Consider the following 26160-nt stretch of genomic DNA (forward strand, 5'->3'; position numbering starts at 1 on the left):
CTAAAAAATAATCAAAATGGATGTACAAACTTGGACATATATAATAGTAGGAGTAACATTTGCTCTCTACATCGGAATTGCAATCTGGTCGCGTGCCGGATCAACCAAAGAATTTTATGTTGCCGGTGGTGGTGTTTCACCTTTGGCTAACGGAATGGCTACTGCAGCTGACTGGATGTCGGCAGCTTCATTTATTTCCATGGCGGGAATTATTTCCTTTGCGGGATATGATGGTGCTGTTTATTTAATGGGATGGACTGGCGGTTATGTTTTACTAGCCTTATTATTAGCTCCTTATTTGAGAAAATTCGGAAAATTCACTGTGCCTGATTTCATTGGTGATCGCTACTATTCAAAAACTGCTCGTTCAGTAGCTGTTTTTTGTGCTTTGATTGTTTCGTTTACGTATGTAGCCGGACAAATGAGAGGAGTAGGGGTTGTCTTCTCAAGATTTTTGGAAGTAGATATTAATACCGGTGTTATTATTGGAATGGTAATCGTTCTTTTCTATGCAGTTTTAGGTGGAATGAAAGGAATCACCTATACACAAGTAGCACAATATTGTGTATTGATTTTTGCCTTTATGGTACCAGCCATTTTTATCTCGATACAAATGACAGGAAATCCTATTCCACAATTAGGAATGGGAGGAACAGTTGCTGATGGTTCAGGAACTTATTTGCTAGATAAATTAAACGGACTTCAAACTGAATTAGGGTTTGATGAATATACAAGTGGTTCAAAATCCATGATTGATGTTTTTGCTATCACGTTAGCATTAATGGTTGGAACAGCCGGATTACCTCACGTAATTGTTCGATTTTTCACTGTTAAAAAAGTGAAAGATGCTCGTAAATCTGCCGGATGGGCTTTGTTGTTAATTGCGATTCTTTATACTACAGCTCCAGCTGTTGCGGTTTTTGCAAAAGCAAACTTAATTCAGACAGTAAGTGATAAAGAATATAGTGCAATGCCACAATGGTTTATGAATTGGGAGAAAACAGGTTTATTAACCTTTGATGATAAAAATGGAGACGGAAAAATTCAGTATGTTGCTGATAAAGAAGCAAACGAATTAAAAATTGATAACGATATCATGGTTTTGGCTAATCCTGAAATTGCGAATTTACCAAATTGGGTGATTGCTTTAGTAGCCGCCGGAGCTCTGGCTGCTGCCTTATCAACAGCTGCGGGATTGTTATTAGTTATCTCTTCATCTGTTTCGCACGATTTAATCAAGAAAATGATTAACCCAAACATTTCAGAAAAAAATGAACTTTGGGCTGCTCGTGGTTCTGCTGCAGTTGCGGTTTGTATCGCTGGTTATTTCGGAATTAATCCGCCTGGATTTGTGGCAGCTGTCGTTGCACTGGCATTTGGTTTGGCTGCGGCATCCTTTTTCCCGGCCATTATTTTAGGTATTTTTTACAAGAAAATGAATAAAGAGGGAGCTATCAGCGGAATGGTTGTTGGAATGTTATTAATGATTTATTACATGCTAAAATTCAAATTCGGTATCTTCGATGGTGGAAAAGAAATGGTAGATTCGTTAAAACCAAATTGGTGGTTTGGCATTTCACCGGAAGGCTTTGGAACTGTTGCCATGATTGCCAATTTCGCAGTAGCTTTGATAGTTAACAGATTTACTCCTGAGCCACCACAAGATGTTCAGGATATTGTGGAAAACATCAGAATTCCATCCGGAGCTGGTGAGGCAACCGGACATTAATAAAAGAATTATCTTTAGATAAAATTACTTTCTCTGCTTTTGAATTTCAAGAGCAGAGTTTGTGATTCAAATGAAAAACTAAAAATGAAAAAAAGACATCTTCAAAAATTTGTGATTATTAGTTTGTTGTTATGGATGGCATTCAACTTTCCAATACTATTACTTTTCAACAAATCTGAAGCTATTTTTGGAATTCCAATCATCTATTTTTACATTTTTTCGGTTTGGACATTGTCAATTATCATTTCATTTTACTTTTTAAAAAAATACAATGAATAGCGGATTTTTATTAGTCATATTGCTGCTTTATCTCGGATTACTTTTTTTTATTGCTCAATGGGCAGAGCGAAAAGGTAACTCGAAATGGACAAATAATCCTTATGTCTATTCACTTTCACTCGCTGTTTATTGCACAACTTGGACGTACTACGGAAGTATTGGTGTGGCTGCAAATTCAGGTTTAAATTTTATTCCGATTTATCTCGGACCGGTGATTGCTTTTCCGGCTTGGATTGTTATTCTAAGAAAAATAATCCGAATTTCCAGAGTCAATAAAATTTCAAGTATAGCCGATTTTATTTCGCTTCGTTATGGAAATAGTCGATTTCTGGGAGCTTTAGTTACAATCATTTCACTAATAGCGATTTTGCCTTATGTGGGATTACAACTCAAAGCGATTTCTGAAACATTTCATATCGTAACCAATTCACCGGAAACCACCAATGTTTTTTTAGACACTTCAACCTATGTTGCCTTAGTTTTAGCTCTTTTTGCTTCTTTTTATGGAACGCGTTATGTTGATGCTTCTGAAAAGAGAAAAGGAATTGTGACTGCTGTTGCGATGGAATCAGTACTTAAATTGTTCTTCTTTATTATTTTAGGATTGTATGTTACTTTTTACATATTTGATGGCTTTGATGCCATTTATGCCAAAGCATCATTAATGGAAAGTTTTGAAGAAAGAAATACAATTCATGGTTTAGAAGGTGGAATGAATTGGATGATGCTCATCATATTATCATTTTTTTCAATCTTTCTTTTGCCTCGGCAGTTTCACATGTCAATTGTCGAAAACAATCGTGAAAAACATATCCAAACTGCAATATGGCTGTTTCCACTTTATTTGTTACTTTTCAATTTATTTGTTTATCCAATCGCTTGGGGAGGAAATATTTTATTTGAAGGTAAAGATGTCAATTCGGATATGTTTTCGCTCTTAATTCCGCAACTTTTTGACAATACATTTATGACGGTTTTAGTCTTTTTAGGCGGATTTTCAGCAGCCATTTCAATGATTGTGGTTTCATCGATTACACTTTCTACTATGTTGAGTAACAATCTTTTAATTCCGTATGGGTTATTAGGTTCCTTACAAAAAGACAACCAGGAAAGCAATAGCGAACGCATCGTCAAAATTCGAAGAATTGGTATTTTTTTACTAATTATTTTAGCTTTTATCTACTACAGATTTTTCATCATGGATTTTTCGTTAGTATCCGTCGGAATGATTTCATTTGTAATTGTAGCTCAACTCGGACCCGCTTTTTTTGGAGCTATTTTTTGGAAAAGAGGTTCACTAAACGGTGCAGTAGCGGGAATAATAGTAGGAATGTTGATTTGTTTTTACACGATTATGCTACCGTTTTTAATGAGTTCCATCAATCCCGAAAGTAACTTTTTTAAAGAAGGTTTCTTTGGTTATACTTTTTTACAACCATTTCAATTGTTTGGATTAGATTATCTAGAACCTATTCCACATGCACTTTTTTGGAGTTTGTTGTTCAATAGTTTGGTTTATCTATTTGTTTCTGTAAGTTTTAAAGGTGATTACCGCGAACGAAATTATGCCGAAATGTTCGTAGATATTGATAAATACATCAACAACCATGAAAATGCTTTTGTTTGGAAAGGAACGGCTTATGTGTCTGATATTCAAAAAGTGTTGAAACGTTTTTTAGGCGAAGAACGAACCAATCGTGCACTTTCCATTTTTAAAATGAAATATAATATTGCTCCCGATAATTTGATGGCAGATGCCAGATTAGTCAAATTTGCCGAAAATCTATTAACTGGTCACATCGGAACTGCTTCTGCCAAAATATTAATTGAAAGTGTAACCAAAGAAGATAAAATCAGTTTACCAGAAGTCTTGAAAATTTTAGAAGAATCGAAAGAAAATCTTATCATAAATAAAAAACTGACAGAAACATCCAATGAATTAAAGGAACTTTCATCGCAACTAAAAAAAGCAAATGAAACTTTATTATTAAAAGATAAGCAAAAAGATGATTTTTTAGATACCGTTACGCATGAACTACGAACACCAATAACCGCCATTCGGGCAGCGAGCGAAATTTTGCACGACGATGACGAAATTCCGGAAGAACTCAAAAAACAATTTCTTCAAAATATTATCACCGAATCCGATCGTTTAAATAGATTAATTGATAAAATTTTGGATTTAGAAAAATTTGAAACCGGAAAACAGAAAATTTATCCCAGTCAAGGAAATATTATTCAAACCATTTCCAAATCACTTTCACCTTTACAACAACTGATTTCGAACAAAAAGATTCATGTGGAATTTGATGAAAATCAATCAAAAGTGATTATAGAATATGATGAAGAACGAATCATACAAGTGATAACCAATTTGGTTTCCAATGCCATAAAGTTTACGGATGAAAAGCAAGGATTGATTATTATCACCGTTTTAAATAAGGAAGATTTCATCAAAATAAATGTTTTTAACAACGGAAAAGGAGTAAATCCGAATGATTTGGAAACCATTTTCGACAAATTTTATCAATCAAACAATCAAAATATTAAAAAACCCATCGGAAGCGGATTAGGATTAGCCATTTGCAAACAAATCATCGAAGCTCATAAAGGTAAAATCTGGGCAGAAAATGTTCAAAATGGCGTGACATTCTCTTTCATCCTTCCCAAAAATAAATAAAACTCATGAAAAAGATTTTATTAGTAGATGACGAACCCAACATTATCATGTCGTTGGAATATACGTTTAAGAAAAACAATTTTGAAGTTTTCATCGCTCGTGACGGTCAGGAAGCGTTGGATATTTTAAAAAACGAACAACCGGATTTAATCATTCTCGATATTATGATGCCCAATGTAGATGGTTATGCCACAATTGAATCGGTTAAAAAGAATGAAAAACTTACCAATTGCAAAGTCATTTTTCTATCCGCAAAAAACAAAGAAAGCGATATTGAAAAAGGAATGCAATTGGGTGCAGATGCCTACATGACCAAGCCATTTTCAATCAAAAAATTGGTAGATCAAGTGAATGAACTTCTAAAAGACTAACAACTACTACAATGCAATACAACGAATTTTATCAAAAAAGTCTTGACAATCCGGAATTATTTTGGAAAGAACAAGCCAATTTAATTTCTTGGTTTAAAACACCCGAAACCATTTTATCAAAAGATAAAAATGAGTATCCGCTTTGGTATAAAGATGGTGAATTAAATATTTGTTATTTAGCTTTAGACAAACACATTGAAGAGAGTTTTGGTGAACAAATTGCCATCATTTATGATTCGCCGGTTACACAAACTATTAAAAAGTATACTTACAACGAAGTTAAAACCGAAGTTGCCAAACTAGCTGGAGGTTTACTTTCTTTAGGTATAAAAAAAGGCGAAACTGCAGTAATTTATATGCCAATGATTCCGCAAGCTGCTTTTGCAATGTTAGCTTGTGCTCGGATAGGAGTGACCCATTCCGTCGTTTTTGGCGGATTTGCTCCACACGAATTGGCTATCCGAATTGACGATTGCAAACCCAGAATCATTTTAACAGCTTCTTCAGGAATTGAAGTGGATCGATTAATCGCCTATAAACCTTTAGTTGATGAAGCGATTGAATTAGCCAATCACAAACCCAAAAAAGTAGTAGTTTTTAATCGAAAATTAGGTGCTAGAGTTCCATTTAAAAAATACGATGTAGATTATGATGCGTTAGTTTATGGTTCGGAAGAAACTGATTGCGTGGTTGTGAATTCAACTCATCCACTTTATGTTTTATACACATCCGGAACAACCGGAAAACCAAAAGGAATTGTCAGAGATACAGGCGGTTATGCGACAGCACTTAAATTTTCAATGCAATACATTTATGGAGTAAAACAAGATGAAATTTTTTGGGCAGCTTCCGATGTGGGTTGGGTAGTTGGACATAGTTATATTGTTTATGGTCCGCTAATCAATAGAAATACAACTATCATTTTTGAAGGAAAACCAATTAAAACGCCGGATGCTTCTACATTTTGGAGAGTGATTGCCGAACATAAAGTGAATGTGATGTTTACCGCTCCAACCGCTATTCGTGCCATCAAAAAAGAAGATCCTGGTGGATTATTTATCAAAGAATATGATTTATCAAGTTTAAAAAACCAATTTTTGGCTGGAGAACGTTGTGATGTAGCGACATTAGAATGGTATAATCAACACATTCCGGTTCCTGCTATCGATCATTGGTGGCAAACAGAATCAGGTTGGCCGATGATAGCCAATATGATGGGAGTAGAATATTTACCCATCAAACCGGGTTCTGCCGGAAAAGCGGTATCTGGATATGACATTCGTATTCTAAATGATAATGGGGAAGAGGTAGGTGCCAACGAAGAAGGTTTTGTTGTTATAAAATTACCTTTACCACCGGGAACGATGCTCGATTTATGGAATGATAGTGAACGTTTTAAAATAGGTTATTTATCAAAATTTCCGGGGTATTATTTCTCCGGTGATGGCGGATTTAAAGATGCAGAAGATTATATTTTTATAACAGGAAGAGTAGATGATGTCATCAATGTTGCAGGGCATCGATTATCAACCGCAGAAATGGAAGAAATTGTAGCTTCGCACCCAGCTGTGGCAGAATGTGCTGTGATTGGTGTGAACGACGAATTACGAGGACAAATTCCGTTAGCGATGGTGGTAATGAAAACCGGAAATGAAACAGAACATTTTCAATTGGAATACGAAATTGTTCATTTAATTCGTGACCAAATCGGAGCAGTAGCTTGTTTGAGAAATGTGATGATTGTGCAACGATTACCCAAAACACGTTCGGGAAAAATATTACGTAAATTATTACGAAATATCGTTGATAAAATTGAATTTCAAATTCCATCAACCATAGACGACGAACTAATCATTGATGAAATAATTGAAGTTATTGAAAAATATGCAGTTTCAAAGCAAAAATAAAATCATAAACACAATTTTATCTATATCTTTTTAGCAAAGATACATTGCAACGAACGATTAGATTCGTTATTTTTACATAAAAATTAGACCAAAAACAGAACATCATGAGTTACTATAAAATACATGACCTCGAGAATTATTTCAAAATGTATAAAAAATCGGTGCGTGAACCCCGAAAATTTTGGGATAGAATTGCCGATGAAAATTTTACTTGGTATCAGAAATGGGATAAAGTGTTTGAATTTGACATGCAAGAGGCAAAATTCAAATGGTTTGTAGACGCTAAAGTAAATATTACTAAAAATTGCATTGATCGTCATTTGGCACGAAGAGGAGATAAAACAGCGATTATTTTTGAACCTAATAATCCTGACGAAGAAGCTCAACATATTACTTATAATGAACTCTATGCACGAGTAGCTAAGATGGCAAATGTGTTGAGAGATCAAGGCATTAAAAAAGGGGATAGGGTTTGTATTTATTTACCAATGATCCCTGAATTGGCTGTTTCTGTTTTGGCATGTGCCCGTATTGGAGCAATACATTCAGTTGTTTTTGCAGGATTTTCTGCTTCGGCTGTTTCGACACGAATTAACGATAGCGAATGTAAAATGGTCATCACTTCCGATGGCGGATTTAGAGGAAATAAAACCATTGATTTAAAAGGTATTATTGATGAAGCATTAGAAAAATCACCTTGTGTGGAAAAAGTGTTGGTTGCCAAAAGAACGCACACAACTGTAAACATGAAAGAGGGACGTGACCTTTGGTTGCAACCACTTTTAGATGAAGCAATTCCGAATAACGTAGCAGAAATCATGGATGCAGAAGATCCATTATTCATTCTTTACACTTCCGGTTCAACAGGAAAACCAAAAGGAATGTTGCATACTACTGCTGGTTATATGGTTTATACAGCCTATACTTTTAAAAATGTATTTAATTACGAAGAAAATGATGTCTATTGGTGTACAGCCGATATTGGTTGGATTACCGGACATTCTTATATTCTATACGGACCTTTGCTAAACGGAGCAACAACCGTAATTTTTGAAGGTGTTCCGTCATATCCTGATTTTAGCCGTTTTTGGGAAGTAATTGAAAAACATAAAATCACCCAATTCTATACGGCTCCAACTGCCATTCGTGCGTTAGCCAAAGAAAGTATCGATTATGTGCAGCGTTTTCCATTAAAATCTTTAAAAGTAATTGGATCTGTTGGAGAACCTATTAATGAAGAGGCTTGGCACTGGTACAACGACCACGTAGGCGGAAAACGTTGTCCGTTAGTGGATACTTGGTGGCAAACCGAAACGGGTGGAATCATGATTTCGCCGATTCCGTTTGTAACACCTACAAAACCAACGTATGCCTCTTTGCCGTTACCCGGAATTCAGCCGGTTTTGATGGATGAATTACGAAATGAAATTGAAGGTAATCAAGTGACAGGAAGTTTATGCATTAAATTCCCTTGGCCGGCAATGGCACGATCGATTTGGGGTGATCACGAACGATATAAAGAAACCTATTTTTCAGCTTTCCCGGGAAAATATTTCACCGGAGATGGAGCTTTGAGAGATGAAGTAGGTTATTACCGAATTACGGGTAGAGTAGATGATGTAATCATTGTATCCGGTCATAATTTAGGAACAGCTCCAATCGAAGATTCAATCAACGAACATCCGGCTGTGGCAGAAAGTGCAATTGTTGGTTTCCCGCATGATGTAAAAGGAAATGCCTTGTACGGTTTTGTTATTTTGAAAGAGTCAGGCGAAAGCAGAAATCAAGATAATTTACGAAAAGAAATTAATCAACAAATTTCCGATCAAATCGGACCGATTGCTAAATTGGATAAAATTCAGTTTGTTTCAGGCTTACCAAAAACAAGAAGCGGAAAAATCATGCGTCGTATTTTGAGAAAAATTGCGGAAGGAGATTATTCTAATTTTGGTGATATTACTACGTTATTAAATCCTGAAATTGTTGAGGAAATTAAGGACGGAAAGTTGTAAAACAATTTTATATTTTTGTAAACCGCTTGATTTGATTTCAAGCGGTTTTTTTAAATCTATTTGAAATTATGAAAAAGCAAGATTTATCAAAATTATCTGTTGAGGAATTAAAGTATAAAGAAAAAACTTTGAAAAATTCGACAATATTAATGCTTACAGCTATGGCTATCATGCTTTTTAGCGGTATATTTTTAATGATAAAAATGAAAAATTCAGTGCTAACTTTTTTACCTGTTGCTTTTTTACCGCTTGTAATTATCTTTACTAATCAATTAAAAGAAGTACGGGAAGAACTAAAAAACAGAACATCTTAGTTACTGTTTTTTCCGATACGTCACAGTAATTTCCATCACATATTGCATCCCAACCACAGGCGAATCAGCATTCATAATTTTATCATATCCTTGCGGATTCAAACCATCATAATAGAATGTTTTGCTTTTTCGCTCTTCTTGCCTGATCACGTGCTTATCACTGTAACGTGAATTGTTGGAATAACTAAGTTCTGATGTTTCAAATGCTTGAAAAGTTTTATACTGCGAAGTAGGCGATAAGGTTACAAAACTAACTCCAATTGTCGGAACATCTTCGGGACCTTCATCAATATGTTTGCCCATTTGTTTTTTTCGAATTTGAACTAACTTTTGAGCTTCTTCAAACATTTGTTCATAAATTTTATCAGCATTCAAATTAACATAATCGACTTTAATGATATTATGTATTTCAAAATCAGAAGCTTTTTCCACCAAATCATCAAAAGAAACTTGATTGGAAAACCGAAGAATGACATTCTTTTTTATTTCAAAACCGGCATCTACCTGATTCACTTTCACTTGCGAACCTTGGGTTTCTGATTCGTAATCATAAATTTTATTTTGAGTAATAAAATCTACATAAATTTCATCTTCTTTTATGCCCAATTTTTTGGCAACCGATTTAAAACCTTGAATTCGTTGATTAATTTTTGCATTGCATTCCTTAACCGTTTGAGCTTCTTGATTTAATCCAAAGGTTACAATGTACGCATCTGTTTTTGCATTATTTAAAATTTTAATTCGATAAACCGCTTCGTTTTTGGTTTGCGAAACACGCTGATGTTCACCATTATTCAGTTGATAAACAGTAGAATTGTATTTTTCGCCATTTCGATACAGTTCATTTGCACCGTGTTGAGCATTACTAATTGATAAAGAAAAAACGCTAAGTAATAAGAAAATTGTTTTCATTTTTTATGATTTAAAAGTTTATGATGCAATAGTAGTTTGACATTCTAAAAAAGGATTGGCAAAACCACTTTCAACTGATTGTAATTGGTTTTCTAAACATTTACAGTAGTTTTACAGTATCGAATTAAAAGCGTATTTTTATTTTCGAATTCAATTTTATGATGAACGATCCACAATTATTTCAATTATTGAAAAACGAAGTGCTATTGAATTATCAAAAGCATTATCCTTATTTTCAAGGTGGTTGGAAACAATTCAGTTCGCAAGACATTCAAAATTTAATTGATTTAATTGAAGATAAACTGAAGCAACGCATTAGCGAAAAGTGGATTTACACGCATTTAAAACCGGAAACCAATGAAAAATTACCACGAAAAGACATGTTGGATATTTTGTGTCAGTTTTGTGGATTTTCAGGTTGGGATGAGTTTGTTTTTATAAATAAGAAAGAAAATTCTATTGTTCAAAAAACTAAAAAGAAAAGCAATTATTTTTGGATGATAGGAGTAGGGTTGATAATCATTCTTTTCATTTTCTATTGGATAAATAAAACGACAACGAATTCACAAACCATTGAAATTAAAGATGAATTTACGCAAGAAAAAATTGCTGATGAAGATGTGAAAGTTTATCAAATTGATGATGATAAAAAAGTTCCGTTAAAAGTAGAAGATGGAAAAGCGACAATTGAATCCGTTTCACCCGAAACAAAAATCAGTGTTGAAAGTCCGTTTTACAAAAAAAAGGAAGTTGAAGTTGCAAAATCCAATACTGAAACGCAAATTCTTTTGATGCAACCTGACGATTATGCGTTGATGCTCAAAGCGTTTATGCAATCAGACATCAAAGATTGGCAAACTCGAAAAGAGCAACTGCAGAAGATTTTGTCTGATGATTTGGAAGTTATCGTGATGTTGCATAACAATTTGGGAGCCGAATATTATAACAAAAAAGAATTTTCAGAAAAATTAGTCATTCCAACATCAACCATCAAAAAAATGCTAATTTTAGAAATTAAAAATAATTCAGAAGATCAAATTCAATTCATTCGAATTAAACAGGAATAAATATGAAAATCAATTATTTACTTATCGTATTATTGTTTTTTTCTTGCTTTGGAATGGCTCAAGATGCGAGTTTTTCAAAGAAAAGTATGAAAGCAAGCTTTTCTGTTGAAACATTGCAAGCTTATCAGGAAAGTTCGTTTTCTAAAGTGAATGATTTTTATGAATATGCTCAACTGCTAACAAATCCAACTATTTCAAACTATTTAATAACAGAAATTAAAACGGCTGTTCATTCTCTTTATAAGGAAGATAATGTGTCGATTATAAATTTTCTTTCTTCCAAAAAAGAAAAAGTTTCACTCGCTGAATTTTTAAATCTTTTGGGAAATGAAAAAAATATTCGATTCCAGACCAGAAAAAAGAACGAGAAAGTTCAGTTTTTTAATGATTATTGGATCAATCATTATTATTTAGAAATAGAACGAAACAAACAAATTACCATCATCGAAATTGAACAAAAGGTTTATTTTTCTGAAAATTTAAAATCGTTTGGCGAAAATCAAAAGGAAGTTTGGAGTGTTTTGTTGGGTGAGATGAATTGAAAATCATCAGCTTACTAAAATAAAGTTAAAAAAAGTTCGTTTTTTGAATAGAACCAAACTTAAAAACATGAAAAACATCATCAAAAATGTACTTTTTTTATTTATAGCTATTTCAATTTTATCCTGTTCTGAAGATGATAATACCACTTCTATAGATGAAAGCTTTTTTAACCTAAATGTTGGTAACAAATGGGTTTACAAAAAATATGAAAACACGAATTTTAATCCTACTGAATTCACTTTTAATGGTGTTGTTGATACAATTAAAATCATAGATGAAGTAACTATTTCAGGCCTGTCATTTGCAAAAAAATCAACCAAAAGAGTTAATATAAATAGTAATACTATTGTTTATGAAAAAATTACCTACGTTCGTGTAAACAACCAAGGTCATTTAGTTGAAATTAATGAAGATACAGCACAAAATACAGTGCAAGAATCTTCCGGATTTGTTTTACATCCTGGTTCTGATTTTAATTATACTTATGTAGTTGATGAGCCTTATGGAACTATTGAACATCGATTATATGAACAAACCACTATGAATGTAGAAGGAAATGATTACACAATTATGCCTTATAAAGGTGTTTTTACACCAGCGGCAACACAACCCGAATTAATCTCTAAAACCATAGAATATAATTACCAAAAAAATATAGGACTAGTAAAATTTGTTTGTCACGCTGTTGCTTCAAACTACACTTGGGAGGAACGATTGGTTTATTATGAAATAGAAGATTAATTTTTTGCTATAATTTTTTTAAAACGCTTTTAACGAGCGTTTTTTTTTATTTCTAAAAACAAGCAAAAATGAATTGTTTGTATTAATTTAGCTCAAATGAACCCAACTCCCCAAATAGCAATCATCGGTGGCGGTCTTTCCGGATTAACCGCCGCGATTCATTTATCGAAAGAGGGAAAATCGGTTATTCTATTTGAAAAAAACACTTATCCAAAACACAAAGTCTGTGGCGAATTCATATCAAACGAAGTGCTACCTTATTTAGAAGAATTGGGTTTGTTTATTGAATCATTACAGCCAACTCACATCAATAAAACATCAATTTCAATCAATAACGGAAAATCTATTTCGGCTGTTCTTCCTTTAGGCGGATTTGGAATAAGTCGTTATCAGTTAGATAATTACCTTTGCGAGAAAGCCAAAGAATCAGGTTGTAAAATCATTCATCACCAAGTAAATGAAATTGGTTTTTCAAACGATTCATTTACCATTCAAACCGAAAATAACCAAACTTTCCAAGCAAAAGTAGTTTTAGGAGCTTTTGGTAAACGATCAAATTTAGATGTCAAACTTCAGCGAAATTTTATTCAAGGAAAATCACCATGGTTAGCTGTAAAAGCTCATTACAAAGGTAATTTTCCCAATGATTTAGTAGAATTACACAATTTTGAAGGAGGCTATTGCGGTGTTTCGAAAGTGGAAAATAACATTATTAATATTTGTTATTTAACTAAATATGAATCTTTTAAAAAACACAAAGCTATTTCCGATTTTCAGTCGAATGTTTTAAGTAAAAATCCAAAACTCAAAGCTATTTTTGACAATTCAGAAATGCTTTTTGAAAAACCCCTAACCATTAGTCAAGTTTCCTTTGAAAGCAAAAAACAAGTTGAAAACCATATTTTAATGCTCGGAGATACTGCAGGATTAATCCATCCGCTATGTGGAAACGGAATGGCGATGGCCATTCACAGTGCCAAAATAGCCAGTGAATGTACGATTGATTTTCTAAATGGGATAGTAAATCGCAAGGAATTCGAAATAAACTACACTAATCAATGGAATTTCAATTTCAAATCACGCATTCAAATGGGTAAAATGCTCTCAAAATTATTACTTAATCCAGTTCTGAGTAATATGATGATGAAATGGTTAATCGTCTTCCCAAAATCACTACCTTTCCTAATTCAAAAAACGCACGGAAAGCCAATTCAATAATGCTTGTAAACACCAAATTTCGCAACCGAGAAGAAGAATTAATGGACGATTTTTCTATGGAAGGAAATGAGCTAACTACCGCTTTACAAACCATCGCGTCAATAAATCAAAAATTAGGCGGAAACAAGTTAACATTAAACGGCGTAAAAGAATTACTAAAATCTGTTGATAAATCTAAATCAATTAGCATTTGTGATGTCGGTTGCGGAAATGGCGACATGCTGCGAGAAATTGCAAAATTCGGACATTCAAACGGATATCAATTTGATTTAATTGGGATTGATGCGAACGCTTATACAATCAAAGAAGCCATACAATTATCTGAAAATTTCCCAAATATTAACTATATTCAGGAAAATATTTTACATCAACAAATAAATCAAGTAAATAGTGATATTACATTGTTTACCTTAACATTACATCATTTTAGTGATGACGAAATTAATATGATTTTGCAAGATTATTTAGCAAAAAGTAAGCTCGGAATTGTTATAAATGATTTGCACAGAAGTTCCATTGCCTATCACTTATTTCAATTGGTTTGTTTTGTCTTTAAATTACAAGAAATGCCCAAAAAAGATGGTTTACTTTCTATCTTAAAAGGGTTCAAAAAGGAAGAATTGATTGGTTTTTCACGAAAAATTAACGCAAAAGAACAAACGATTCAATGGAAATGGGCGTTTAGATACCAATGGATTATTCGGAAATAAATAAATTAAAATGGCTGTAAAACTCATAACCGTTGCAACGCAACTTCCGCAATATTCCCGCGAAACTTCGGAAATAATTCCATTAATGGATAATTGGCTTCACAGTCAAGAAGAGCGGTTTATCAGAAAAGCCAAAAAAATTGTAGAAGGTGCAAAAGTGGACAAACGCTACTCGATTATGCATCCGGAAGAAGTTTTTTCGCTCCAATCCTTCGAAGAACGAAACACCATTTATTCACGAGAAATGATTGTGTTAGGCGAACAAGTGCTTCAAAAAGCATTAAATCAAGCAAAATGGAGTCCGCAAAGCATTGATTATATTATTACTGTGAGTTGCACCGGTATTATGATTCCGTCCCTAGATGCTTATCTCATCAATCGATTACAATTAAAACAAGATATTGTTCGACTTCCGGTGACCGAAATGGGTTGTGTTGGTGGTGTTTCCGGACTGATTTATGCCAAAAATTTCCTTAAAGCCAATCCCAACAAACGAGCAGCTGTGATTACCATTGAAAGTCCGACAGCAACCTTCCAATTGGATGATTTTTCGATGGCAAACATTGTCAGTGCTGCGATTTTTGGTGATGGAGCCGCGTGTGCTTTATTGTCTTCTTTTCCCGAAGATGAAGGACCAATGCTTGTTGATGAAGCAATGTATCATTTTTACGATAAAGAACGAATGATGGGTTTTGATTTGACGAATAAAGGTTTAAAAATGGTTTTGGATATTGAAGTTCCTGAAACTATTGGCGAACATTTTCCAGCGATTATTCATCCTTTTTTAGAAAAAAACAATTTATCTATTTCGGATATTGATTATTTAATTTTTCATCCGGGTGGGAAAAAAATCGTAAATTTAGTCGAAGATTTATTTTTAGATTTAGGCAAAAACATAGACGACACCAAAGAAGTTTTGCGATTATACGGAAATATGTCGAGTGCAACCGTTTTATTTGTTTTGGAAAGAATTATGCAACAAAATCCAAAATCAGGTCAAAGAGGGTTGATGTTGAGTTTTGGTCCCGGATTTACAGCACAACGAATTTTATTAGAATGGTAAAGGAATTTCAACATACTTGGGCAATCATCCTCGGAGGAAGTTCCGGATTAGGATTGGCTTCTGCTAAAAAATTAGCCGAAAACGGAATGAATATTTGCATCATTCACCGAAATACGCGAGTGGAATTACCCGAGATTGAAAATGAATTTGAAACTATCAAATCAACCGGAATTTCCTTTTTGAGTTTTAACATCGATGCTTTACAACCTGAAAAACGGCAAGAAATCATTAATCAAATAAAGATTAAAATTGGTTCTGATAAAGTAAAATGTCTGATTCATAGCATTGCAAAAGGAAGTTTAAAAAGTATGACTTCCGAAAATTCATTGTCAACAGATGATTTTTTATTAACTATTAATGCGATGGCAATTTCGCTGTATGATTGGACTAAAGCAGTTTTTAAAGCTGAATTATTTCATCACGATGCCCAAATCATATCTTTTACCAGTGAAGGAAGCCAACGACCAATTCCAAATTACGGAGCCGTGAGTGCTGCCAAAGCAACGTTGGAAGCGATTTCAAGACAAATTGCCTTTGAATTTGCAGAATTTGGCATCAAAAGTAATTGCATTCAAGCAGGTGTGACCAATACAAAATCTCTTCAACTCATTCCGAATAGTGAAAAAATTAAAGAATTTGCTATAAAACGAAATCCTTTTAAGCGATTAACAACTCCTGAAGATGTGGCCAATGTGGTTTATTTACTTTGTAAAGAAGAAGCCAAATGGATCAACGGAACTATTATTAAGGTTGATGGAGGTGAAAGCCTTTAAAATCAAATTGTAATGAAAGAAACCGATTTAATTTTAAGTAAACTTCCGTACCAAAAGCCATTTCTTTTTGTAGATGAATTGCTTCAAATTGATGAAAATGGAGTAACAGGAACTTTTATATTTGATGAAAAATTAGATTTTTACAAAGGTCATTTTAAAGATAATCCAATTACGCCGGGTGTGATTTTAATTGAAACAATGGCTCAAATTGGCTTGGTTTGTTTGGGAATTTATCTGACTTTGAACGAAGATGTTTCGCAAATCGCCTTTTCATCCTCCGAAGTTGAATTTTTAAAACCGGTTTATCCCAACGAAAAAGTCACCGTTATTTCAGAAAAAGTGTATTTCCGTTTTGGAAAATTAAAATGTAAAGTCCGAATGATGAATAATAAAAATAAAGAGGTTTGTAGCGGAACTTTGTCAGGAATAATAATAAAATAAAATGCAAAAAAAACGTGTCGTGATAACCGGATTAGGCGTGGTTGCTCCCAATGGTGTAGGAGTGAGCAACTTTTTATACGCCATCAAAAACGGAATTTCGGGAATAAAATACGATGCAGAATTAGAACAATTACAATTTTCCTGTCAAATTTCGGGAAAACCTGAAATATCGGAAGAACTTAAAAAAGAATATTTTACAGAATTAGAATTAAAAAACTTCAACGCTTCCGGAATTTTATTCGGTGTTATCGCCGGAATAGATGCTTGGAAAGATGCCGGTCTATCCATTGAAAACAACGAAAATCCCGATTGGGAGAGCGGAACAATATTTGGATCAGGAACATCCGGAATCGAAAAATTCAGGGAAAGTATTTATAAAATTGATGATTTTCAAACCAGAAGGTTAGGAAGTACAGCTGTTGCTCAAACGATGAATAGTGGCGTGAGTGCGTATTTGGCGGCTAAATTAGGTTTAGGAAATCAAGTAACCACCAATTCTTCCGCCTGTGCAACCGGAACAGAAAGCATTTTGATGGGCTACGACCGAATCGTTTCCGGACAAGCGAAACGAATGTTGGTGGGAAGCACTTCCGACAGCGGTCCGTATATTTGGGGTGGATTTGATGCAATGCGGGTTTGTACCTTCAAACACAACGATTCACCTGAAAAAGGCTCTAGACCAATGAGTGCAAGTGCTTCCGGATTCGTTCCCGGAAGTGGAGCAGGAGCTTTAATTTTAGAAGATTTAGATTCAGCTTTAGCCAGAAATGCAACAATTTATGCGGAAGTTTTAGGTGGAAACAGCAATTCCGGAGGACAACGAGGCGAAGGAACAATGACCGCTCCAAACTCAATTGCTGTGCAAAAATGTATTGAAGATGCGTTGCTAAATTCAACTATAAATTCAAATGAAATTGATACAATAAATGGACATCTAACTGCCACAATTAAAGATAGTTTAGAGATTTTTAATTGGAGTAAAGCTTTAGGTTTATCCAAATCCAATTTTCCATATATCAATTCATTAAAATCAATGATTGGACATTGTCTTTCGGCTTCCGGAAGCATTGAAAGCGTGGCAACTGTTTTGCAAGTTCATCACGGATTTATTTTCCCATCAATTAATTGTGAAGATTTGCATCCGGAAATTGAAACTTTGGTTAATAGAGAAAAAATTCCGCAACAACTTCTTCAAAAAGAAATCAATATTGCTGTAAAAGCCAGTTTTGGTTTTGGCGATGTTAATGCTTGTGTTGTTTTCAAAAAGTTTAGCTAAGTTGCTTACCTTCGTAAAAAAAGAAGATGAACAAAGAAGAAACCATTCTCAAACTGAAAACTATTGTAAAACCATATATTAAAAATCAGGAAGCTTTTGAGAATTTAAATGAAAACACAGATTTTATCAATGATTTAAAGATAAATTCTGCTAATTTAGTAGATGTTATTTTGGATGTTGAAGAAGCTTTTGACATTGTGATTGACAATGCATCGATGGAAAGAATGCTCAATGTTCAAGCAGCGTTGGAAATCATCGAAACCAAATTAGCTGAAAAATGATTGGAAATGATGTCATCGATTTAGCGTTAGCAAAAGTAGAAAGCAATTGGCAACGAAAAGGTTACCTCGATAAACTATTTACTACAAAAGAGCAAAATCTTATTTTTTCTGCAGAAAATCGAACAATTATGGTTTGGATATTGTGGAGTAAGAAAGAAGCTGTTTATAAAATCATCCGACAAGAAAATGGTTTGCGAGGATTTTATCCATTAAAAATTGAAAATACTGAGTACGATTCCGGAATTGTTTGTTTTAATAAAAATAAATACTACACCAAAACAGTTCAAAAAGGCGATATGTTGCATACAATTGCTTTAAAAAATCTACAATTTAATAATATCTCAGAACTAAATTCTTCGGTTGAAATTCATAAAAATGATGAAATTCCGTTTATAATTACTAACGGAAAGAATCATTTCATTTCAAAAAGTCATCACGGGAGATTTGAGAAAATCCTACTACTAAATTTAAGTTAGATTTTTTACAGATTTGATTATAACAATCAGATTTTAGCTATTTTAAGTCCACTTTTTTTCATATATCTTATTTTTTATCTCTAAAAATTATACATATTTTAGTTTTATTAAAAATAATTATTATATTTGTGTAATCGATTACAACAAATATACTCATGACAAATTTCAGTTTTAGATATGCATCAAATCCTATTGATGCTAGAAAATATGACACACAAGAAATCAGAAATCAATTTCTAATTGATAATTTATTCTCAGAAAATGAAATAAATTTAACCTATTCAATGTACGATCGTTACATTGTGGGAGGAATTATGCCGGTTTCAAAAGACTTAAAACTAGAAACAATTCCGTACTTAAAATCAGAAAACTTTTTAGATCGTCGCGAGTTGGGAATTGTCAATGTAGGCGGAAAAGGAACGGTAACGGTTGACGGAGAAGCTTTTGAACTAAACAAAAAAGAAGCTTTATATGTTGGAATGGGAGCAAAAGAAGTTGTTTTTTCAAGCAATGAAGAAAAACCGGCTTTGTTTTATATCAATTCGGCACCCGCTCACACTTATTTTCCAAATAAAAAAGTTACCAAAGAAAATGCAATCGTAATTCAGTTAGGCGAAGAAAAAACGGCTAACAAACGAATTTTAAATAAATTGATTGTGAATGAAATCGTTCAAACCTGTCAATTGCAAATGGGTTTAACCGAATTATTACCCGGAAATGTTTGGAATACAATGCCGGCTCACACGCACAACCGCAGAATGGAAGCCTATTTCTATTTTGATTTAGAAGAAGGTCAAACCATTTCTCATTTTATGGGAGAAACACAACACACACGTCACATTTTTATGCAAAATAATCAAGCGGTTTTATCACCGGAATGGTCTATTCATTCAGGTGCCGGAACATCAAACTATTCCTTTATTTGGGGAATGGCGGGTGAAAATTTAGATTATAGCGATATGGATATTTGTCCACCAAACGAACTAAGATAAAATGAAATTATTCGATTTAACACATAAAAACGCTTTAATAACCGGTGGAACGCACGGTTTAGGAATGGCAATTGCCGAAGCATTAGCTCAAGCCGGTGCTCAATTAATCATCACGGGAACCACGCCATCCAAGATGGAGGAAGCGATTTCGTATTACAAATCCAAAGGCTATCAAGCAACAGGTTATTTATTTGATGTAACCGATGAAATTGATGCCGCTAAACACGTTGAATTAATTCAAAAAGAAGTTGGTGACATCCATATTTTAGTGAATAACGCCGGAATCATCAAACGAGAATTGGCCATCACAATGCCGGTTGCCGATTTCAGAAAAGTGATTGATGTGGATTTAGTTGGTCCATTTATTATGTCTCAATTAGTTGCGAAACAAATGATTGAACGCAAAGAAGGTAAAATAATCAACATTTGTTCGATGATGAGTGAGTTGGGAAGAAACAGTGTTTCGGCTTATGCTGCGGCAAAAGGCGGTTTAAAAATGCTGACAAAAAACTTAGCAACAGAATGGGCAAAACACAACATTCAAGTAAATGGAATTGGCCCGGGTTATTTTGCCACTTCTCAAACGGCTCCGATTAGAGTAGACGGTCATCCGTTTAACGATTTCATCATCAGTCGTACTCCGGCAGCACGTTGGGGAGATCCCGAAGATTTGGCAGGAGCAGCAATATTTTTATCGTCAAAAGCGAGTGATTTTGTAAACGGACAAATAATTTATGTGGATGGTGGAATTTTAGCTACCATCGGAAAACCATCGAATGAAGATTAAAAAACAATTATAATGAGTACGAAATTCATACACGATAATTTTTTGTTAGAAAATAAATATGCTGAAGAATTGTATCACAACTATTCTAAAAATCAGCCTATTATTGACTATCACAATCATTTATCGCCTAAATTAATAGCTGAAAATAATCAATTTAAAAATATAACAGACGTTTGGATTAATGGCGACCATTACAAATGGAGAGCTATGCGAACGTTGGGTGTGAATGAAAAATTCATTACCGGGAATGCTTCAGACAAAGATAAATTCATTCAATGGGCAAAAACGGTTCCGTACACAATGCGAAATCCGTTGTATCATTGGACGCATTTGGAATTAGCTCGCTATTTTGATATTTATGAATTATTAAATGAAAAATCAGCGGAAGCTATTTACGAAGCTACATCTCAAAAATTAAGTACTTCTGAGTTTTCTTGTCAGAATTTATTAAAGAAAGCCAATGCCGAAGTGGTTTGCACAACAGAAGATCCAACGGATGATTTGGCATACCATAAGCAATTAGCCAATAACGATTTTTCAGTAAAAGTAAGTACCGCTTTCCGACCTGATAAAGCAATTTTAATTGCAAGTGAAACGTATAATAGTTACATTGATTCATTGTCAAAAGTGGTTGATTTTGAAGTAAATACGTATGCTGATTTATGTAATGCTTTAAGTAAAAGAATTGCTTATTTCAATGAAAATGGTTGTCAACTTTCCGATCACGGATTAGATCAAATTCAGTTTGAAAAATATACCGAAAGTGAAATCAATTCCATTTTTGAAAAGAGAAGAAAAAATCAACTGATTTCTTCTTTAGAAGATGCTAAATTCCAAACAGCCATTTTATTGTTTTTATGTGAAAATTATCATCAACACGGTTGGGTGCAACAATTCCATTTGGGAGCCTTGCGTAACAACAATGCCAGAATGCACCGGGTTTTAGGACCGGATACAGGTTGGGATTCGATTGGCGATTTTTCACAAGCCAGAAATCTATCTGCTTTATTGAATTCATTGGATTCGAAAGATAAATTAACAAAAACGATTTTATACAATCTAAATCCTGCCGATAATGAAGTAATGGCAACTATGATTGGAAATTTCAATGATGGAAGCATTAAAGGAAAAGTGCAGTTTGGTTCCGGTTGGTGGTTTTTAGACCAAAAAGACGGAATGACAAAACAAATGAATGCCTTGTCAAATATGGGATTAATCAGTTGTTTTATTGGTATGTTAACCGATTCCAGAAGCTTTTTATCTTTTCCAAGACATGAATATTTCAGAAGAGTTTTATGTAATCTTTTAGGCGATGAAATCAAAAGAGGCGAATTGCCAAATGATATGGAATGGATAGGGAAGATGGTAGCCGATATTAGTTACAATAACGCCAAAAACTATTTTAATTTTAAGTAATTGAAAATGGCTAAAAGCAAAGCATTTTTCGAAAATAAATCAACTAATTGGGAAACTATTGATAATAATATCGAGCGACAAATTGTTGGACACGATCAATCGGTAATGATGGTCAATGTGCAATTTAAAAAGGGTGGAATTGGTGCGATGCATCATCACATCCATTCGCAAGTCACTCATATTGCAGAAGGCAAATTTGAAGTGACAATTAACAATGAAACCAAGTTGTTACAAAAAGGAGATTCGTTCTATGTTGCTCCAAACCTTGAACACGGTGTTGTATGCTTAGAAGATGGTTTATTAATTGACGTTTTTAGCCCAATGCGGGAAGATTTTATAAAGTAAAATGAGCAGAGTAGTAACATTTGGAGAACTTTTACTTAGGCTTTCGCCTCCGAGTCATTTACGTCTCACGCAGGCAAGGTCGTTTGATTTGTATTATGGTTGTGCCGAAGCAAATGTTGCAGCTTCTTTATCAAAATTTGGAGTCTCCGTAAAATTTATTACGGCGGTTCCGGCAAATGAATTAGGCGAATCATCGCTAAGCATGTTACGTTCTTTTGGTGTTGAACCTATTTCGTTTATTCAAGGAAAAAGACTCGGCATCTATTATTTTGAACAAGGTGCATCCGAAAGACCGGGAAAAGTGGTGTATTACAGAGAAGATTCTTCGTTTTCAACCCTAAAAAAAGGAATGATTGACTGGGAAGATGCGTTCAAAGATTCCGATTGGTTTCATTGGTCGGGCATTACACCATCTTTAACACTAGAATTAGCTGAAATTTGTGAAGAAGCATTAACGGTTGCTTCACGAATGGGATTGACGATTTCAGCGGATTTAAATTATCGTCCTACCTTATGGAAATACGGTAAAAATGCCAATGAAATTATGCCAAATCTAGTAAAACATTGCGATTTACTTTTAGGCGGAATTGATGATTCGGAAAAAGTGTTAGGCATAAAAGTAAATGAAAAGGATACCCAAGAAGAAATTTTTTCTAATTGGATGAACACTTTTCCAAAATTAAAAAACATTGTAACCACCAAACGAATGGATGCAAATGCTTCGTCTAACAGAATCAGTGCTTCATTTTGGAACGGTAAAGAATTATTGCATTCGCAGAAATACAATATTTCGCATATAATTGATCGAATTGGTGCCGGTGATGCATTTATGGCAGGTATCATTTACGGAATGATTGCTTGGCCGAATGACAATCAAACCGCGTTAGAATTTGCCGCAGCAGCGACTTGTTTGAAGCATTCCATTTCAGGCGATATCAATTTAGCAACGGTCAATGAAATAAAAGCATTAATGGGAGGTTCCGGCGGCGGAAGAGTGTCGAGATAACTTGAAACTTTAAACCTGAAACAAAATTACATAATAACAAAACTTTTAAAATAATGTCAAAAAAAGTAGTAACATTCGGTGAGATAATGTTAAGATTAGCACCACAAGGATTTTTAAGATTTTCACAAGCAGACAATTTTGATGTTGTATATGGTGGTGGAGAATCAAACGTAGCGGTTTCATTAGCTAATTATGGAATTCCGGTTGATTTTGTAACCCGTTTACCAAAAAATGATATTGGTCAATGTGCCATGATGGAAATGCGTAAAAGAGGCGTTGGTGTTGATAAAATTGTATGGGGTGGTGATCGTTTAGGGATTTATTTCCTAGAAACAGGAGCTGTAAGTAGAGGAAGTAAAGTAGTATATGATAGAGCACATTCTTCGATGGCGGAAATTCAATCAGGAATGATCAATTGGGAAGAGGTTTTTCAAGGTGTAAGTTGGTTCCATTGGACCGGAATTACGCCTGCAATTTCTCAAAGTTCTGCCGATGTTTGTTTGGAAGCTGTGAAAGTAGCCAGCAAAATGGGTGTAACCATTTCAACCGATTTGAATTACCGAGCCAAATTATGGAAATACGGTGGCGACAGAGAAGCAATTATGACCGAACTGACATCTTACTGTGATGTAATTTTAGGAAACGAAGAAGATGCAGAAATGCATTTCGGAATCAAACCCGATGGTGCAGCTGTTCAAACGCACGGACACGATGTAAAAGCAGAAGCATTTTTATCAGTTTGTAAGCAAATGATGGAAAAATTTCCAAGAGCTAAAAAAGTAATTACGACGTTGAGAGGTTCAATTTCGGCTTCTCACAATACGTGGGCCGGAGTTTTATACGATGGAAAAGAAATGCTCCAAACTCGTCAATATCAAATCACAGATATCGTAGATAGAGTAGGTGGTGGAGATAGCTTTATGGGTGGATTAATCTACGGTTTATTAACGTATCCTGATGATGATCAAAACGCATTGGATTTTGCTGTAGCTGCTTCTTGTTTGAAACATACTATCAAAGGTGATGCAAACTTAGTTACAGTTGACGAAGTTCAAAAATTAATGGGAGGCGATGCTTCCGGCCGCGTAGCAAGATAATTATGATAGTAGATACATTAAATAACGCATCAAAATATACCAGTTTACATCCGTTGTTTGCCAAAGCATTTGAGTTTGTGAAACAAAACGACATTGATTCTCTAGAAGACGGAACAATTGAAATTACTGATGGTTTAAAAGTAATTGTTAGCAATAAAAAAGGAAAAACGAAGGAAGAAAGTTTAGCCAAATTTGAATGCCACAATCAAAATATCGACATTCAATTTTGTGCAAAAGGAGTAGAAACGATCGCTTGGAAACCAAGAGAAAAATGTGTAACGCCAAACGGAGAGTATAGCACTGAAAAAGATGTTTTGTTTTTTAATGACGAACCGGATATGTTTTTTCAATTAACAGATAATCAATTTGTTATATTTTATCCTGAAGATGTGCACGCTCCAATGATTGGTGATGATGTAATAAAAAAATTAGTATTTAAAGTAAAAATTTAAAAGATGAGTAATAGTCAAAAAGTTTCTGAAGCGATTGTAAAACAAGGAATTTTGCCCTTGTATTTTAATGCGGATGAAAATGTAACAATTGAAGTACTTAGAGCCATTTATCGTGCAGGAATTAAAGCCGTAGAATATACCAACCGTGGTGAAGCTGCTTTGAAAAACTTCGCTAAAATGGTTGAAGTTCGAAATGCTGAAATGCCGGATTTATTACTTGGAATTGGAACTATCAAAAATTTAGATCAGGCAAATGATTTTCTAAATGTTGGAGCAGATTTCTTTATCAGTCCCGGATTTGTTCCTGAAGTAGCCACATTTTTGATTGAAAAGGGTTTATTCTACAGCCCGGGTTGTATGACGCCAACGGAAATTATTGCCGCTGAAAATGCCGGCGTAAAATTCATCAAACTTTTCCCCGGAAATATGCTTGGACCAGAATTTTTAAGTGGTATTAAAGATATTTTTCCAAAATTATTATTTATGCCAACAGGCGGAGTTGATACAACCAAAGAAAGTATTTCAGGTTGGTACAAAGCAGGCGTTTCTGCGGTTGGAATGGGAAGTAAATTAATCAGTAAACAATTAATGGCCGATCAAGATTATGCCACGATTGAAGCTGAAACCAAAAAAGTTTTAGAAGTAATTCAATCCATACGATAGAATTTTTTTAACACCCTGATGAGTGCAACTGTTAGTCCTCACACTAACAGAAAGCACTCAACAGGAAAAAAACAATTTTAAAAATGACGACATTAAAAAAAATATCACATTTAACGGGTTTTTCCATTTCAACGATTTCAAAAGCGTTGAACGATAAGCATGATATTAATGTCGATACCAAAAAGATTATTCAAGAATTTGCTCTTAAGACGAATTACAGACCAAATAAGAATGCATTAGCCTTACGCAGTAGTAAATCGAGCATCATTGCAATTATTGTTCCCAGAATAAATAATGCACTTTACAGTGAAATGTTGTATGACATTCAAAAATGTGCTTCTAAAAAAGGCTATCGAATTATGTTGTTTCAATCGTTTGAAGAGGTTTCAAAAATTCAACATTATTTAGAAGATATCAACGATGGAAGCGTTGATGCCGCAATTGTGCTTACCATCAACAAAAACATTGAAAGCGAGATTAGTTCATCACGACGAAGAAATTTACCAACGGTATTTATTCAAATCAATCACGAACAATCCAATTTTAAAATAAATGAAAATTGTGCTGAATTGTTTGAAAAACTAATCAAACAAATCAGCTAAAACATAA

At 34.1% G+C, this 26160-nt stretch carries 28 protein-coding genes; 27 read left to right on the top strand and 1 reads right to left on the bottom strand.

Annotated features, from left to right (window positions below; all coding sequences use genetic code 11):
* Positions 1 to 16: 16 nt before the first annotated feature.
* The 7 genes from B4N66_RS09855 (at position 17) to B4N66_RS09885 (ending at position 9292) form a co-directional block, all read left to right on the top strand.
* Positions 17 to 1729 carry a sodium:solute symporter family protein gene (locus B4N66_RS09855; RefSeq protein WP_291094367.1) on the top strand — a complete coding sequence of 571 codons (1713 nt, stop codon included), beginning with the start codon at positions 17 to 19 and terminating at the stop codon, positions 1727 to 1729.
* Between the two features lie 84 nt (positions 1730 to 1813).
* A complete protein-coding gene (locus tag B4N66_RS09860) occupies positions 1814 to 2008 on the top strand; it encodes a hypothetical protein (RefSeq protein ID WP_248433750.1) in 195 nt (64 codons plus the stop codon).
* On the top strand, positions 2001 to 4688 hold the full coding sequence (locus B4N66_RS09865) for an ATP-binding protein (protein ID WP_291094370.1): 2688 nt from the start codon (positions 2001 to 2003) through the stop codon (positions 4686 to 4688). The genes B4N66_RS09860 and B4N66_RS09865 overlap by 8 nt, the downstream gene beginning before the upstream one ends.
* Before the next feature lie 5 nt (positions 4689 to 4693).
* Positions 4694 to 5059 (top strand): response regulator transcription factor, encoded by a 366-nt coding sequence (locus B4N66_RS09870; RefSeq protein ID WP_291094372.1) that lies wholly within the window; start codon positions 4694 to 4696, stop codon positions 5057 to 5059.
* 11 nt (positions 5060 to 5070) lie between these two features.
* On the top strand, positions 5071 to 6966 hold the full coding sequence (locus tag B4N66_RS09875) for an acetate--CoA ligase (protein ID WP_291094373.1): 1896 nt from the start codon (positions 5071 to 5073) through the stop codon (positions 6964 to 6966).
* 104 nt (positions 6967 to 7070) lie between these two features.
* A complete protein-coding gene (gene acs, locus B4N66_RS09880; protein ID WP_291094375.1) occupies positions 7071 to 8978 on the top strand; it encodes an acetate--CoA ligase in 1908 nt (635 codons plus the stop codon).
* A 68-nt stretch (positions 8979 to 9046) separates the two neighbouring features.
* The gene (locus B4N66_RS09885; protein WP_291094376.1) at positions 9047 to 9292 is read left to right on the top strand and encodes a hypothetical protein; all 246 of its coding nucleotides are present in this window, start codon (positions 9047 to 9049) and stop codon (positions 9290 to 9292) included.
* Here B4N66_RS09885 and B4N66_RS09890 read toward each other — a convergent pair whose 3' ends face one another.
* On the bottom strand, positions 9293 to 10204 hold the full coding sequence (locus B4N66_RS09890; RefSeq protein ID WP_291094378.1) for an SIMPL domain-containing protein: 912 nt from the start codon (positions 10202 to 10204) through the stop codon (positions 9293 to 9295). It abuts the gene before it with no gap.
* A 158-nt stretch (positions 10205 to 10362) separates the two neighbouring features.
* Between B4N66_RS09890 and B4N66_RS09895 the strand changes: the two genes are divergently transcribed.
* The 20 genes from B4N66_RS09895 (at position 10363) to B4N66_RS09990 (ending at position 26153) form a co-directional block, all read left to right on the top strand.
* Entirely contained in the window at positions 10363 to 11271 is a 909-nt protein-coding gene (locus B4N66_RS09895; RefSeq protein WP_291094381.1) for a hypothetical protein, read from the top strand.
* Positions 11272 to 11273: 2 nt separating this feature from the next.
* On the top strand, positions 11274 to 11813 hold the full coding sequence (locus tag B4N66_RS09900) for a hypothetical protein (protein WP_291094383.1): 540 nt from the start codon (positions 11274 to 11276) through the stop codon (positions 11811 to 11813).
* Between the two features lie 67 nt (positions 11814 to 11880).
* Entirely contained in the window at positions 11881 to 12555 is a 675-nt protein-coding gene (locus B4N66_RS09905) for a hypothetical protein (protein WP_291094384.1), read from the top strand.
* Between the two features lie 96 nt (positions 12556 to 12651).
* Positions 12652 to 13773 (top strand): NAD(P)/FAD-dependent oxidoreductase, encoded by a 1122-nt coding sequence (locus B4N66_RS09910; protein ID WP_291094386.1) that lies wholly within the window; start codon positions 12652 to 12654, stop codon positions 13771 to 13773.
* Positions 13773 to 14483: a methyltransferase domain-containing protein gene (locus B4N66_RS09915; protein ID WP_291094388.1), complete on the top strand. Its 711-nt coding sequence runs from the start codon at positions 13773 to 13775 to the stop codon at positions 14481 to 14483. Before B4N66_RS09910 ends, B4N66_RS09915 begins: the two co-directional genes overlap by 1 nt.
* A 10-nt stretch (positions 14484 to 14493) precedes the next feature.
* Positions 14494 to 15546 carry a type III polyketide synthase gene (locus tag B4N66_RS09920; RefSeq protein ID WP_291094390.1) on the top strand — a complete coding sequence of 351 codons (1053 nt, stop codon included), beginning with the start codon at positions 14494 to 14496 and terminating at the stop codon, positions 15544 to 15546.
* On the top strand, positions 15540 to 16319 hold the full coding sequence (locus tag B4N66_RS09925) for an SDR family oxidoreductase (RefSeq protein WP_291094391.1): 780 nt from the start codon (positions 15540 to 15542) through the stop codon (positions 16317 to 16319). The genes B4N66_RS09920 and B4N66_RS09925 overlap by 7 nt, the downstream gene beginning before the upstream one ends.
* Positions 16320 to 16331: 12 nt before the next feature.
* Positions 16332 to 16760: a 3-hydroxyacyl-ACP dehydratase FabZ family protein gene (locus B4N66_RS09930; RefSeq protein WP_291094392.1), complete on the top strand. Its 429-nt coding sequence runs from the start codon at positions 16332 to 16334 to the stop codon at positions 16758 to 16760.
* Between the two features lies 1 nt (position 16761).
* Positions 16762 to 18036 carry a beta-ketoacyl-[acyl-carrier-protein] synthase family protein gene (locus tag B4N66_RS09935; protein ID WP_291094394.1) on the top strand — a complete coding sequence of 425 codons (1275 nt, stop codon included), beginning with the start codon at positions 16762 to 16764 and terminating at the stop codon, positions 18034 to 18036.
* Positions 18037 to 18062: 26 nt separating this feature from the next.
* Positions 18063 to 18317, top strand: coding sequence for an acyl carrier protein (locus B4N66_RS09940; protein ID WP_291094397.1), 255 nt, complete (start codon positions 18063 to 18065; stop codon positions 18315 to 18317).
* On the top strand, positions 18314 to 18793 hold the full coding sequence (locus B4N66_RS09945) for a 4'-phosphopantetheinyl transferase family protein (protein WP_291094399.1): 480 nt from the start codon (positions 18314 to 18316) through the stop codon (positions 18791 to 18793). Before B4N66_RS09940 ends, B4N66_RS09945 begins: the two co-directional genes overlap by 4 nt.
* 155 nt (positions 18794 to 18948) lie before the next feature.
* Entirely contained in the window at positions 18949 to 19785 is an 837-nt protein-coding gene (kduI, locus tag B4N66_RS09950) for a 5-dehydro-4-deoxy-D-glucuronate isomerase (RefSeq protein ID WP_291094401.1), read from the top strand.
* Between the two features lies 1 nt (position 19786).
* Complete coding sequence (locus B4N66_RS09955) at positions 19787 to 20572, top strand: gluconate 5-dehydrogenase (protein ID WP_291094403.1); 786 nt, start codon at positions 19787 to 19789, stop codon at positions 20570 to 20572.
* A gap of 12 nt (positions 20573 to 20584) precedes the next feature.
* A complete protein-coding gene (uxaC, locus tag B4N66_RS09960; protein ID WP_291094405.1) occupies positions 20585 to 21988 on the top strand; it encodes a glucuronate isomerase in 1404 nt (467 codons plus the stop codon).
* Positions 21989 to 21994: 6 nt separating this feature from the next.
* Positions 21995 to 22333 (top strand): cupin domain-containing protein, encoded by a 339-nt coding sequence (locus tag B4N66_RS09965; protein WP_291094407.1) that lies wholly within the window; start codon positions 21995 to 21997, stop codon positions 22331 to 22333.
* Position 22334: 1 nt separating this feature from the next.
* Positions 22335 to 23339, top strand: a complete 1005-nt coding sequence (locus B4N66_RS09970) for a sugar kinase (protein ID WP_291094409.1) — start codon at positions 22335 to 22337, stop codon at positions 23337 to 23339.
* 53 nt (positions 23340 to 23392) lie between these two features.
* Entirely contained in the window at positions 23393 to 24436 is a 1044-nt protein-coding gene (locus B4N66_RS09975; protein ID WP_248433787.1) for a sugar kinase, read from the top strand.
* A gap of 2 nt (positions 24437 to 24438) precedes the next feature.
* A complete protein-coding gene (locus tag B4N66_RS09980) occupies positions 24439 to 24888 on the top strand; it encodes a YhcH/YjgK/YiaL family protein (protein WP_291094411.1) in 450 nt (149 codons plus the stop codon).
* 3 nt (positions 24889 to 24891) lie between these two features.
* Positions 24892 to 25551 (top strand): bifunctional 4-hydroxy-2-oxoglutarate aldolase/2-dehydro-3-deoxy-phosphogluconate aldolase, encoded by a 660-nt coding sequence (locus B4N66_RS09985; RefSeq protein WP_291094414.1) that lies wholly within the window; start codon positions 24892 to 24894, stop codon positions 25549 to 25551.
* A gap of 83 nt (positions 25552 to 25634) precedes the next feature.
* Entirely contained in the window at positions 25635 to 26153 is a 519-nt protein-coding gene (locus tag B4N66_RS09990; protein ID WP_291094416.1) for a LacI family DNA-binding transcriptional regulator, read from the top strand.
* Positions 26154 to 26160: the final 7 nt, after the last annotated feature.

The sequence above is a fragment of the Flavobacterium sp. UBA2787 genome, assembly GCA_002352205.1.
GTDB lineage: Bacteria > Bacteroidota > Bacteroidia > Flavobacteriales > Flavobacteriaceae > Flavobacterium.